The following is a 14,422-nucleotide window of genomic DNA, read 5'->3' on the forward strand; positions in this document are numbered from 1 at the left end:
CACCCCGTGACCTGTCCCTTCGCTCACTGCCACCACTGCCACCGCCTTCACCCGTCGGCGCCGCCGGTTCACCCCCGCCGCCAGGACCGGAAGGCCCGCAGGTGCTCCGGCGTGACCACGGTCTCCAGGCGCTCGTCGTCCTGGTCACCGCTACCCAGGGCGGCGAGCAGGCGGCGGGCCGGTACGTTGCGCGGGGTGCGCTCCGCCGTCAGCCGGACCTTGGCGCAGCCCAGCTCCTCGGCACGGTCGGCCAGCCACCGCAGCAGGCGTTCCTCGACTCCCCGGCCGAGTGCCCGGCAGCTCATCAGCCAGGCCGGTACGTCGAGTTGGTCACCGTCCGCACGCAGTGCGAGCAGTCCGATCTGGCCGTAGTCACCGAACCGGTCCCGGGCCGCGGCCGTCCACACCTCGCCGCGCTCCCGCCACCGTGCGAGATCGGCGCCGTCGGCGGACCGGGCGCGCAGGGTGAACTGGTTGGTGCGGCGGACGAGTTGCTCGGCCCGCTCGACGTCGGCCTCGGACAGGGCCCGGATGTCGACCTCGAGTTCCAACCGTGCGAGGAACTCCTCGAATCCGGCCTGCGCACGTACGGCGTCCCGGTCCCGCTCCTGTTCGTAGAACCGCGCCCGCAGCGCGTCCTCGGCCGTCGCCGCGGCCGGCACGAGTGGCCACAACCGGCCCAGGAAGTCGCGCAGTCCGGACGACTGCGGGCAGGTCACCGACAGCACCTCCGGCAGCGCGGACCGCACCGCGGCGATCTCGACCGGGTTGTCGTCGAGGAACAGGAAGCTGTCCAGGCCGAGGCCGAGTTCCCGGGCCGCCTCGGCGAGCCGGCCGGACTTCGGGCCCCAGGTCGCGGAGAGCACGCTGAAGTGTTCGGCCTTGAGCAGGCTGTCCGGTCGGTCCAGGACGGCCCGTACCGTGTCCTCGTCGTTGTTGCTGACCAGCGCCAGCAGCACGCCCGCCGCACGCCACTGAAGGAGCCGACGCGCGAGCAGGGCACGCGGGCCGGTCAGGTCCACCGCCTCCGGGCCGATCTCCCCGGCCACTCCACCCCACAGCGTCTCGTCGCCGTCCACCGCGATCACCTTGGGCACGGGACGCCGTACCGCACGTACGACATCGGCGAGGCACAGCGCCACCGCCGCCTGGAAGCGCGGGGTGAAGGGGAGATGCGCGATCCGCTCGGTCCGCTCGTCGAAGCGTTCCTCGACGGCGTGGCACCTGGTCCAGTCGTCGGGGCGGAGCACCGCGATGCCGGGTACCTCGGCCACTTCGTCGGCGATCTCCCGCTCCCACCGCGCGAAGCGGTCCTGCGCGTGCGCGGACGGCGGGAAGCCGACGATCAGCGGTTTGCGGGTCCGTTCGGACAGGGCCCGCAGCGCGGCCGGGTACGCGGTGCGCAACTCGGCGAGCAGCGCGTCGTCCACCGGGCCGAACCGTTCCAGATCCGCCGCCCGCAGCAGCACCACGCCCACCGCCGTGGTGGGGTCGGCGAAGACGCCGGAGGGGTCGCGCAGGCCGGCCAGCACCTGGTGGTACGGGGCTTCCGCGACCGTCAGACCGCCGTCCCGCGCGCCCTCCTCGACCGCCGCCTCGCACAGCAGGGGCAGATCGCCGAGGGCGAAGGTGGCGGCGAGGGCGAGCGAACCGCGCAGGGAGGGGCGGGTGTCCTCGGTCGACGCCGGGGTCACCTCGACCGCCACCGTCGGATCCTCCGCCGCCTCCGCGAGCAGTCGCAGGAACTCCTCCCCCAGTTCGAGGGAGGTCGCCGCGTCGAGGATGTCGAGGTTGTGGTCGAGCCGGATCCGGCCCGCGTCGGGGGTCATGGTGACCATCAGGTCGAGGTCGGAGTACCCCGTCCCGGCGGGCAGCACCTCCAGGTGGGCGAGGCGGCCCGCCGAGGAGCGTACGTAGTTGAAGTACACCTCCACGAGCGGCGCGTTCGCCCTGTGCAGGCCCTCTTTGGCGAGAGTCGCCAGCACGTCCGAGAACATGGTGCCCTTCGCGAGGACGCGGTCGAGGCGGCCGTCGGTGCGGCGCAGTACCTGCTCGATCCGTTCGCCCGCCCCGGCCTCGGCCGGGAACGGCACCGGCACTCCGAAGAAGCCCACGGCGTCGTACGCGTCGACGTGGATGCGGGTGTCCACGGGCACGGCGAGGACGAAACGCTCCTTCTGCCGCATCCTGGCCAGCAGCACGGTCAGGGTGCCGAGGCAGAACGCGGCGGGTGTGATCGCGAGTCCGCTCGCCGCGGCCGAGACCCGTTCCATGAGCCCGTCGGGGATCGTCACGCTCACGGTGCCGGCCCGGTACGAGCGCGTCGCCGGGCGGGGCCGGGCGAGCGTCAGATCGAGCCGGGCACTGCCCCGGAAGGCCTCGCGCCATACGGCCGCGTCCTCGTCGGGGGTGTCATCCGTCTGTTGCGCCTCGATCAGGAGGTCGATGTCCCGGTTGGTGACGGCGTCGCCGAGCCGGGTGCCGGACAGTTCGGCGTCGAGCTCCCCCACCACGAGCAGCAGCGACTGCAGATCGCTCACCGCGTGGTGCGCGCCGAACGCCAGGACCTGGCCCCGGGCACCGGCGTCGAGCAGCTCGAACCGCCACAGCGGAGGGTTCTCCAGGTCGAACCGCGGTTCCAGCAGCCGGCACAGCCGGTCGGCCGCGTCGGATTCGCCTTCGGCGGCCACGTCCGTCCACCGCAGCAACGGTCGTGCCGGCTCCCGGTCCACCCGCAACTGCCGCCCGGATCCGCCGCCGGCGCCTGACACGATCGCGGTACGCAGCGCGGCGTGCCGTCCGGCGAGGCGGGTGAGGATGTCGGTGAGCGCCTCGCGGGTGGTCGGCGTGGTGAGCCGGACGGCCAGGCCGACGGCGTGGGCCGCGTCCGGCATGCCCGGCTGGGCGCTGCGCAACAGCCGTACGACATCGCGGGTCACGGGTCGCGATTCGCTCTCGGGCACCTCGACGGTGGCCGCCGGCCGCCGCTCGACAGCTTGCGCGAGCGTGTCTCGCTCGGGCAGCACCTCGCCGAGGGCCCGTGCCAGGCCGCGGATGTCGGAGGCGGAGAACACGGTGGCGGCCGGGAGTTCGGCGCCCAGTTCGCGGGCGAAGGTGTTGCGCAGCCGGACGAGCATGAGGGAGTCCAGGCCGAGTTCCTTCAGGGCCGTGGTCGCGGAGACGTCCGTCGTGCCTTCGGAGACCTGGCCGACCCGGGCCCGTACATACGCTTCGAGGCGCTCCGCGCGGTCCCGGTCCGTCGTCGCCGCGAACACCCGCGCGACGAGGTCGTCCGCGTCCTCGCCGCCGGTCGGGACGGTGATCAGGTCGCCGAGGATCGGCCGGGTGCGTGCCGCGTCCGGGTCGAGCGCGAGGGTCTCCCAGTCCAGGGCCATGGGGGCGAGTTGGCGGCGGGAGGTGGTCAGCACCCGTTCGAACAGTTCGCCGCCGTCCTGTGGGGAGAACGCCATGAGCCCGGACCTGCTGGTCCCGGCGGCCCGTGTGCCGGACTCGGCGACCATGCCCACGCCGGCCCAGGCGCCCCAGTCCAGGCTCAGCGCCCGGCGGTCGGTGTGGGCGAGGTGGTGTGCCCAGGCGTCGAGGAAGGCGTTCGCCGCCGCGTACGGGCTCTGCCCCGCGGAGCCGAGGAGACCGGCCGCCGACGCGAACAGGACGAGGGTCCCGGCCTCCGGGACCAGTTCGGTGAGCAGGGTGGTGCCCAGGACCTTGGGGGCGAGCACGCGCAGGACGCGTGCGTCGGTCAGGTTCGCCACCGTCGCGTCGTCGAGGACACCGGCCGCGTGGACGACTCCGGCGATCGACCCCGCTTCCTGTCGTACGGCGTCCAGGACGGCCGTCAGAGCCTCGCGGTCGGCCACGTCGGCGCGGGCGAGGCACACGGTGACGCCGTGTTCTTCGAGGCCCTTGATCCAGCTCGCGGTGTGCGCGTCGGGCTCGCCCCTGCTGATCAGGGCCAGTCGGCGGGCGCCGCGGCGGACCAGTCGTTCGGCGACGACCCGGCCGAGGCCGCCCAGCCCGCCGGTGATCAGGTACACGCCATCGGGGGTGACCTCGCCGCTGCCGCCGTCGTCGGGGCGGGTGCGGGCCAGGCGCGGCACCAGTCGGCCCGACTCCCCGAGCGCGACGAGCCGTTCGTCGTCCGCGTGCCGCAACTGTGTCCACAGCGCGTCGACACCGTCGGCGGGCGGCAGGTCGATCAGGGTGGTCGACAGCTCCGGGTACTCCTGCGCCACCGCGAGGCCGAAGCCCCAGGCGAGGGCCTGCTGAGGGTGCGTCACCCGCGCGCTGTCACCGGCGGCCTGGCTGCCCCGTGCGACGACGAACAGGCGGGGAGCCCTGCCCCGCGACCGGTCCGCCAGCGCCCGTACCAGGTGCAGCGTGCTCAGGCAGCACAGCCGCGCCGCCTCCTCGGCAGCGTCGGCATCCGTGATCGCCGGGGCGTCGAGCGCGGACAGCTGGACCACCCGCTCGGGCGGCCCGTCGGGGAAGGCCTCGTCCAGGAGGCGGGTCAGGTGCCGCGGATCGGCGGGGTCCAGTACGTAACGACCGGGTCCCTCGGCGGCGAACGACTCACCCCTGCGGGCGATCACGCACGGCTCGGCCGAGCCGAGCCGCTCCCTCAGTTCGGCCGCGACGCCGGTGTCGTCCGCCAGGATCAGCCAGCTGCCGTCGGGGGGCGGCTGCTGCGCGGCCGGGCGCGGCTGCCAGCGGGTCTCGAAGAGCGCGCCGTCCAGTGGCGACAGTGCGGCCAGCTCGAACTCCGCTGCCTCCAGGACCAGTTGTTCGTCCTCGTCCCACAGCCGCAGGTCCACGCTCGCGGTGTCGCCGTCCACGGAACGCATTCGGCAGGTCACCCACACGGGCGCCGTGCGCCGTCCGGTGAACCTCAGCCGCCCGACGGCCGCGGGCACGAACGCCCGGCCCTCGGGCGCGCCGCCCGGCAGAGCGGCCGCGTGGAAGGCCGCGTCGAGGACGGCGGGATGCAGCAGATGACCGGCGGCGGGCGTCCGCGTCAGGCGGCCGAGGGCCGCCGCGTCCGCGCGGTGGCCCTCCTCCAGTCCCCGGAAGGCGGGGCCGTACTCGATACCCAGGGCGGCGAGCCCGGTGTAGACGGCCGCCAGATCGACCTGTTCGTCGCAGTGTTCGCGCACGGTGGCGAGCCGCTCCTCGTCGTCATCGGCCGCCGGTTCGGTGGTGACCGCGACGCGTCCGCTGACGTGCCGCTCCCACGGCGCGCCGGGCCCGTCGGCGGGCGTCGAGGCGATGGTGAAGTCCCGGAAACCGCCCTCGGCGGGCCGCAGGACCAGTTGCAGCCGTACGGGCCGGTTCGCGTCCAGGGACAGCGGCTGTACGAACCTGACGTCGGCCAGCCGTACTTCGCCCCCGTCCCCCAGTTCGGAAGCGGCCTCCAGGGCCATGTCGAGGAAGGCGGCGCCGGGCAGCCAGACCTCTCCGGTCACCCGGTGGTCGGTCAGATAGGCGAAGCGGCTGTCGTCGAGGTCGATGTCGGCCTGGAAGAGGTGCCGGTCGGGTTCGTCGCTGGCCTCGAGATGAGTGCCGAGGAGCGGTGAACCGCCGGCCGAGGCGCCGGCCCGGGCGGGCGCGAGCCAGTGGCGTTCGCGGGCGAAGGCGTACGTCGGCAGGTCGACCCGGCGGCCCCGCGGGAACAGCGCCGGCCAGTCGGGCGCGTGCCCGGCCGTGTACAACTCCCCCAGCCCGCGCAGCAGTACGTCGTGTCCGTCGCGCTGCCGGCGCAGCGAGCCGACGGCGACCGCGTCGATCCCGGCCTCCGCCGCCACCGCCTCGATCGACGAGGTGAGGGAGGGGTGCGGGCTCAGCTCGACGAAGTAGCGGTAGCCGTCGTCCAGCATCCGTCGGATCGTGTCCGCGAACCGGACGGGCTCCCTGAGGTTGGCGTACCAGTGATCGGCGTCGAGCCGGTCGCCGGAGACGGGTTCGGCGAGCACCGCCGAGTACAGCGGGGTCGGCACCCGAACGCCCCGGACTCCGGAGAAACGGTCGAGCAGGTGCGCGCGCAGCGGGTCCATCAGGGGCGTGTGGGAGGCGAACGGTGTCGACAGCGGGCGTGCGGTGATCCCCTGCTCGTCGAGGCGCTGACGCAGCTCGGCCAGGGCGTCGCTCTCACCGGAGACGGCCGTGGAGCGCGCGCTGTTGACGGCCGCGACGAACAACCGGCCGGGGAAGGGCGCGAGCAGCTCCTCGACGTGTGCGGGCGGCAGTTCCAGGGACAGCATGCCGCCCTCGCCCACCAGCGGTACGACCGCCTGCCCGCGTCCGGTCACCACGGTCACGGCCTGGTCGAGGGTGAGGGCGCCCGCGCTGTACGCGGCGGCGATCTCGCCCAGGCTGTGCCCGACGACGGCGTCCGGGGTGATGCCGAGCGCGCGCCAGGCCGCGGCCAGCGAGGCGTTGACCGCGAACAGCACCGGCTGCAGGAACTCGGTGCGGCCGAACGGGGCGAACTCCTCAGGCGCCCGCAGCACGTTGAGCACCGACCAGCCGACGCGTCGGTGAACGGCATCGTCGACGCGGACCAGTTCCTCGCGGAACGCCTCCGACCCGGCCATCAGCTCCAGGCCCATGCCGGGCCATTGACCGCCGTGCCCGGCGAAGACGAAGGCCACCTTGCCCGTCCGGTCCTCACGGGGCGCGGTGAGGGGCGCCCGCCCGCTCGCCAGCGCGCCGAGCCGGGCCAGCAGTCCGTCCCGGTCACCCGCGACGACCGCGGCACGCCGTTCGAAGTGGCTGCGGTGCCGGGCCAGGGTGTGGGCGACATCAGGGAGAACGATGTCCTCGGCGCTCTCCTTGGTCACGTAGTGCGCCAGTCGCGCGGCCTGCCCCCGCACGGCGGCCTCGCTGCGCCCCGACAGCACGAACAGCCTGTCCTCCGGGGTGACTTCCCCCTTCGGATCCGCCCATTCGACCGGCGGGGCCTCCTCCACGATCACATGCGCGTTGGTTCCGCTGATCCCGAAGGCGCTCACTCCTGCCCGTCGTGTCCGCCCGGGTGACGACGGCCAGGCCGCCGTGTCCCGCACCAGCCGCAGCCCGCCGTGCTCCCAGTCGACGTGCCTGCTGGGCGTGTCGGCGTGCAGGGTGCGCGGCAGGGTCCGGTGGCGCAGCGACTGCACCACCTTGACGAGCCCGATCACACCCGAAGCGGCCTGCGTGTGACCGATGTTGGACTTGAGCGAGCCCAGGTACAGGGGGCGGCCCTGTGGGCGTGAGTCGCCGAAGACCTCCGCCAGGGCGTTCGCCTCGATCGGGTCGCCCAGGGTGGTGCCCGTGCCGTGCGCCTCCACGTAGTCGATGTCGGCGGGTTCCAGCCCGGACAGCTCCAGCGCCCGCCGGATCACCTGCTCCTGCGCCGGACCGTTCGGCGCGGACAGCCCCTGACTGCGGCCGTCCTGGTTGACGGCCGTGCCACGCAGCACGGCCAGCACCTCGTCACCGTCGCGCCGGGCGTCGCTCAGTCGCTTCAGTACGACCATGCCGGCGCCCTCGGCCCAGATGGCGCCGTCGGCGTCGTCGGAGAAGGAGCGGCAGCGGCCGGTCGGGGACAGGCCCCGCAGCCGGCTGAACTCCACGAACGTCCCCGGGGTCACCATCACCGTCGCACCGCCGGCGAGCGCGAGGTCGCACTCCCCGGACCGCAGCGCCTGCGCCGCCAGGTGCAGGGCGACCAGCGACGAGGAGCACGCCGTGTCCACCGTCAACGCGGGACCATTGAGCCCGAGCGCGTAGGCGAGCCGCCCCGAGGCCACGCTCAGCGCCGAGCCCGTACCGACATACCCGTCCAGTTGGTCGAGGCGGGAGCCCGCCAGGTAGTCGCTGCCGAACATGCCGACGTACACACCGGTGGTGCTGCCCGCGAGTTCGGCGGGCACGATTCCGGCGCGTTCCAGCGCCTCCCACGCCGTCTCCATCAGCAGCCGTTGCTGCGGGTCCATCGCGGCCGCCTCCTTCGGGGTGATCCCGAAGAAGCCCGCGTCGAAGGACTCGAGGTCGCGGTCGTTCAGGAAGCCGCCCTCACGGGCGTACGACTTGCCGATGGCGTCCGGGTCGGGGTCGTACAGCGCCGCCACGTCCCAGCGTCCCGCCGGGAAGGGGCCCACCGCGTCGCGCCCCTCCGCGACCAGGTTCCACAGGCCTTCCGGATCGCTCACTCCGCCCGGCAGCCGGCAGGCCATGGCGACGAGGGCCACCGGTTCGTCGGAGGCCGTCGCCGTGGCGCGTGTGGGCCGTGTGGGCCGCGTGGCGGGCATGGTGCGGCCGCCCGCCGCGAGGGCGGTGGACAGCAGGTGCGCGGTGAGCCGGGCCGCGGTGGGGTGGTCGAACAGCAGGGTGGCCGGGAGCCTGGCACCGATCCGGGCGCCGATGCGGTTGCGGAGTTCGACCGCCGTCACCGAGTCCATGCCGAGTTCGCGCAGCGGCTGGTCGGGGCGGACGGACTCCGCGGAGCGCAGGCCGAGGGCGCGGGAGACCTCCTCGCGGACCAGGGCCAGGACGCGTTCGGCGCGTTCGGCCTCGGGCAGTCGGGCCAGGCGGTCGGCGAGAGCCTCGCCGTCGCTGCGGCCGGTGCGGGGCGCGGGCAGCAGCGAGCGCCACACCGCCGCCGTGGCGTCGCCCGTGGCGGCCGCGCCGTCGCGCAGGCGGGGCAGGTCCAGGGCCCAGGCGACCAGGTGCGGGGCGCCGCGGCGCAGGGCGAGTTCGACGAGTTCGCGGCCCTGGTCGGGGGTGAGGGCGCGGTGGCCGAGGCGGGCCATGCGCTCCAGGTCGGCGTGTGCGGCGGCGAGACCCTGGCCCGCCCAGGCGCCGAAGGAGAGGGAGATGCCGGGCAGGCCCAGGGCCCGCCGGTGGTGGGCGAGTTGGTCGAGGTAGACGTTGGCCGCCGCGTAGTCGGCCTGTCCCGCGTTGCCGACGACTCCGGCGGCGGAGGAGACCAGCAGGAAGAGGTCGAGTCGGGCGTCGGCGGTGAGCCGGTGCAGGTGGGCGGCGCCGTCGACCTTGGGGCGCAGTACCTGTGCGAGGCGTTCGGGTGTCAGCTCGGCGACCACCCCGTCGGCCAGGACGCCGGCGCAGTGCACGACACCGCGCAGTGGCGACTCCTCGCCGATGCGGCCGAGCAGGTCGGCCACGGCCGTCGCGTCCGCGATGTCACAGGACGCGACCTCGATCTCGGTGCCGAGCGCGGTCAGTTCGGCGGTGGCCTCGGCGGCGCGGGGGTCGTCGGATCCGCGACGAGACGTCAGCAGGAGGCGGGGAACGCCTTGTTCGGCGAGGAGCCGGGCGATGTGCCGCCCGACGGCACCGAGACCGCCGGTGATCAGCACCGTGCCGTCGGTGGGTACGAGCGCGGGACGGCCGCCGGCCAGGTCGAGGACGACGGGGGCGCCGGACGCGTGCCGCCGCCGTATCGCCTCGTGCGCGGCGGTGACGGGCAGGACCTGGTGTCGGGGGTGGTCCGGTCCGGCGGCCGCGGTCGTGAACGGCCGGTCGTCGGCGAGCACTTCGACCCCGCCCGCGTCGGCGATCAGCTCGGAGCCGATGGGGGTGTCGGAGAACACGGCGACGCGCAGGCCAGAGGCAAGACCCTCGACGTCGGCGCCTGCTTCAGTGAGCACTCCGGCGCGCGGCGTCGCGTCGCCGGGGGCGCCGGGCAGGCCGGCCGCGTGCACCCGGATCCGCACCTGCCCAGAAGCCAGGACCTCCTGGGGCTCCACCACGCGCAGGGCCGGGTTCGTCGGAAGGCCGGTCAGCTCGTACTGGTCGCCCGCCGGTATCCGCAGCGCGTCCCGGTCACGGGCCCGTACGAGTCGTGGTGCGAGCAGAGCGCCCGCGCGGAAGGCGAGTTCGGGCTCCTCGGCGTATGCGGTGGCGGCCAGGAGCGCATCCGCCGGGTCGGAGTCGTCGAGGTCGAGCAGGGTCACGCCGAGGTCCGGGTGTTCGGCGCGGGTGCTGCGGGCGAGCCCCCACAGCACCGACTGGGCGAGGCCGGGCACGGTGTCCTCGTCGACGGCCCCGACCGCTCCGCGCGTCACCCACACGGTCCGGGCGGGTGCCTCGTCCCGCGGAAGGGCGATCAGGGCGCGCAGTTCGGCCAGGGCCGCGACCGCCAGCTCATGGGCCGCGGCGGCCGGTTCGGTCTCCGCCGCCGGGCGCGGCCAGAACCGTACGAACACGTCGGCGCCGCCCGTCCCGCTCCGGACGTGGACCCCCGCCGCCGCGAGGCCGCGCAGGGCCCCGGCGAGCTCCGGGTCCGAGGGGTCGCCGAGGACGGCCCACTCGCCGCCCGGCGCCCCGGCGGGCTGTTCGGGTACGGCCGTCCAGGCCACCTCGTACAGGTGCCGGGCGTTCTCCGAGGCGCCGTTCAGGTCCGCCGGGTCCGCGGCCCGCAGTCGTACGCCCTCCAGACGACCCGCCGGGAGGCCGTCGGCGTCCCACAGCGTGACGTCCAGGGTGTGGTCCGTGCCGGAGCCGCCCGTCCGCCGCAGGGCCGCGGTGAGGTCCCTCGCGCCACCGGGCGGCAGGACGCAGCGGCCCACCGCGACCGGGAGCAGCACCCGGCCGTCGGACGTGTCGCCCGCATCGAACACGGCGGCCACGTGCAGCACGGCGTCCAGCAGGGCCGGGTGGAGGGGGTACGGGTCGGCCGCGTCGCGGGCCGTGGACGGCAGCGAGAGCCGGGCCAGCAGTTCACCGTCGCCGGTCGCGACCGCCGACCGTACGCCCTGGAAGGCCGGGCCGTAGCCGAGGCCCCGCTCGGAGAGCCGCTCGTACGTTCCCGGGGTCCATGCCTGTTCGGCGGCCTCCGGCCACACCGGCGGCCGATCCGCCGTCGGCGGGGCGGGCTCGGACGCGGACGCGGTGGCGTGCAGGGTCCAGCCCGTGGCCTCCTGGGCGCGCGGACGGCTGTGCACGGTGACTTCGGGTACGGGACCGGCGGTGACCACCTCGACGGACACCTCGACCGTGCCGGAGGGGGGCAGCGTGAGGGGGGCGAGGAGGAGCAGGTCGGTGAGGTCGGCCGGGGCGTCCGGGCGGGCCACGGCGAGGGCGGCGCGGCACAGTTCCATCAGGGTGGTACCGGAGACGACGGTCCGGCCGAACACGGCGTGGTCGGGCAGCCAGTCGGCGGTGGCTCGGGACCACTCGTCCCGGAAGGTCCAGCGGGTCTCGTCCGGCGACTGGAGTTGGATGCCGAGCAGGGGGTGCGCGGCGCGTTCGAAGAGGCCGGGAGCGTCGGTGGTGGACTCGGGCTCGATCCAGTGGCGGTGCGGGTCCCAGGCGTAGGTCGGCAGGCCGGCGGGGGTGGTGGTGTCGGGGACCAGTCGGCGCCAGTCGATCCGCCGTCCGTGGACGTGGAGTTCGGCGGCGGCCCGCTCCAGACAGGCGGGCCCGTCCTCGTCGCGGCGCAGCGAGCCGACGGCGACCAGGTTCTCGTGGCCGGAGTCCTCGGCGACGGTGCGCAGAGCGGTGACGAGGGAGGGGTGGGGGCCGAGTTCGACGAAGCAGCGGTAGCCGTCGGCCGCCATGCGCTCGATGGTGGGTGCGAAGCGGACGGGTTCGCGCAGATTGGTGTACCAGTAGTCGGCTTCCAGTTCCTCGGTGACCGGTTCGCCGGTGACGGTGGAGTACCAGGCGACGGAGGTCGGGCAGGTGGTGACGCCGTCGAGTTCGTCGAGGACCGCCGCGCGGACCGGCTCGACCCGGGCGCTGTGGGAGGCGTAGTCGACGTCGAGGCGGCGGGCGAAGACCTGCTCGCGTTCGAGGTCGGCGAGCAGGGCCTCCAGCGGCTCGACGTCACCGGCGATCACCGTGGAACGGCCGCTGTTCACGGCGGCGACCGAGACCCGTCCGTCGAGGCCGGCGAGGCGGTCCTCGACCTCGGTGTGCGGGAGGGCGACGACGGCCATGGTGCCGGTGCCGGACAGCCCGGTCAGGGCCTGGCCGCGCAGGGCGACCACCGCGGCCGCGTCGTTGAGACTGAGCGCCCTGGCGACGCAGGCCGCGGCGACCTCGCCCTGGCTGTGCCCGATCACGGCGTCCGGCCGTACGCCCCGGGCCCGCCACACCGCGGCCAGGGACACCATCACGGCGAACAGGACCGGCTGCACGACGTCCACGCGGTCCAGGGGCGGGGCGCCCGCGTCACCGCGCAGTACGGCCGCCACCGACCAGGTGGTGAAGGGGCGCAGGGCGCCGTCGCAGCGGTCGAGTTCGTCCGCGAACACCGGGTCGCGGTCGAGCAGATCGCGGGCCATTCCGGCCCACTGGGAGCCCTGACCGGGAAAGACGAAGGCCACCTTGCCTGCGGGCATGACCTGTTGGGGTCCGATCACCGTGTCGGTGCCGCTGTCGCTCCGCCCCTCGGCGAGTGCGCGCAGAGCGGTCAGCAGGTCGTCCCGGTCGCTCGCCCGGACCACGGCCCGGTGCTCGAAGTGGGTGCGGTGGTGGGTCAGCGTCGCGGCCACGTCGGGCAGCGACAACCGCGGCTGCTCGTCGAGCGCTTCGAGGAGGCGAGCGGCCTGACCCCGCAGGGCGGGGAGGGTACGGGCCGAGAGCGGGAAGAGGGTCGCGCCGGGCAGCTCCGCACCTGATGTGCTCGGCCGTGCCAGGTCCGCCGGCGCCTCCTCCAGCACCACATGCGCGTTCGTGCCGCTGATCCCGAACGCGCTCACCCCGGCCCGCCGCACCCGGTCGCCGCCCCGCGGCCACGCCTGGGCCACGCCGTGTACGCGCAGGCCGCCGCCCGCCCAGTCGACGTGCTCGGTCGGGGTGTCGGCGTGCAGCGAGGCCGGGAGCAGTTCGTGTTCGAGGGCAAGGACCGTCTTGATGACGCCGCCGATGCCGGCCGCGGCCTGGGTGTGACCGATGTTGGACTTGAGGGAGCCCACGCCGAGCGGCCGGTCGGCGGGGCGCCCCGGCCCGAACACGGCGGCGAGCGCGCTGCCCTCGATGGGGTCGCCGAGCCGGGTGCCCGTGCCGTGCGCCTCGACGTGGTCCAGGTCGTCGGGCCGGAGTCCGGCCGCGTCGAGGGCGGCGCGCAGCACCCGTTCCTGCGCCGGGCCGTTCGGGGCGCTCAGGCCCTGGCTGCGGCCGTCCTGGTTGATGGCCGACCCCTTGACGACGGCGAGGACCCGGTCGCCGTCGCGGCGCGCGTCCGCGAGCCGCTTGAGCAGGACGAGACCGCAGCCCTCGGCCCACACCACGCCGTCGGCGTCGGTGGAGAACGGGCTGCACCGCCCGGTCGGCGAGAGCCCGCGCAGCCGGCTGAACTCGACGTGTCCGCGCGGGGTGACAAGGAGCGTCGCGCCACCCGCCAGCGCGAGGTCGCACTCGCCGCCGGCCAGCGCCCGCGCGGCCAGGTGCAGGGCGACGAGCGAGGAGGAGCAGGCGGTGTCGACGGTGACCGCCGGGCCCTGGAGGCCGAGGGTGTAGGCGATGCGTCCGGAGGCCACGCTGGACGCCGAGCCGGTGCCCACGTGCCCGTCGAGTCGGCCGAGTGCGGCCGAGGCCAGATAGCCGCTGTCGTACAGCCCGATGTAGACGCCCGTGGAGCTGCCGTTCAGCGTGTCCGGGACGATCCCCGCGCGCTCGATCGTCTCCCAGGCGGTCCTCAGCAGCAGCCGCTGCTGGGGGTCCATGGCCGCGGCCTCGCGCGGCGAGATCCCGAAGAACGGCGCGTCGAAGCGGTCGATGTCGGACAGGAAGCCGCCGCGCAGGGTGTACGCCTTGCCGGGGGCCTCCGGATCGGGGTCGTAGAGGTCCTGAGTGTCCCAACGGCCCGCGGGCACCTCGGTGATGGCGTCCTCGCCCGCGGCGAGCAGCCGCCACAGCGCCTCGGGGTCGTCGGCGCCGCCGGGGTAGCGGCAGGCCATGGAGATGAGGGCGATGTCGTCGTCCCCGTACACGGGCGCGTCCGGCGGCCTCGGTGCCGCCGCCACCGCACCGACGGGCCCTTCGTCGAGGACCGCTTCGGCGAGCTCCGCGATGGTGGGGTGATTGAAGACGAGGGACGGCTCCAGTGGACGGCCGATCCGCCCGGAGAGCTCGGCGGCCAGGGTGACCAACTGGCGGGATCCCAGGCCGAATTCGGCGATCGGCCGGTCGGGGTCGACCGCCAGCGGGTCGAGCCCGGCGGCCTCGGCGACGGCCGACGCCAGCCAGGCCCGTACGTCCTCGGAGGTCGTGCCGGACATCTCGGGGAACTGCTTCGGGGACTCGCTCGCAGGCATCGGGGAAAGGTGTCCTCGTGAACTCGGGTCCAGACGGATTCCGTACGGCGGGTACGGCGAGTACGGCGGGTACGACGACCGGTGGACGGCGAAGGAATGGGCGCGCGACTGAGAGACCCCTGGTGTACGGCCGGATACGACCG

At 74.5% G+C, this 14,422-nt stretch carries 1 protein-coding gene; it reads right to left on the reverse strand.

The window, feature by feature from the left end:
- Positions 1-68: 68 nt before the first annotated feature.
- Positions 69-14,279 carry an SDR family NAD(P)-dependent oxidoreductase gene (locus OG568_RS07390; RefSeq protein WP_329530805.1) on the reverse strand — a complete coding sequence of 4,737 codons (14,211 nt, stop codon included), beginning with the start codon at positions 14,277-14,279 and terminating at the stop codon, positions 69-71.
- Positions 14,280-14,422: the final 143 nt, after the last annotated feature.

It is taken from the genome of Streptomyces sp. NBC_01450 (assembly GCF_036227505.1).
GTDB lineage: Bacteria > Actinomycetota > Actinomycetes > Streptomycetales > Streptomycetaceae > Streptomyces.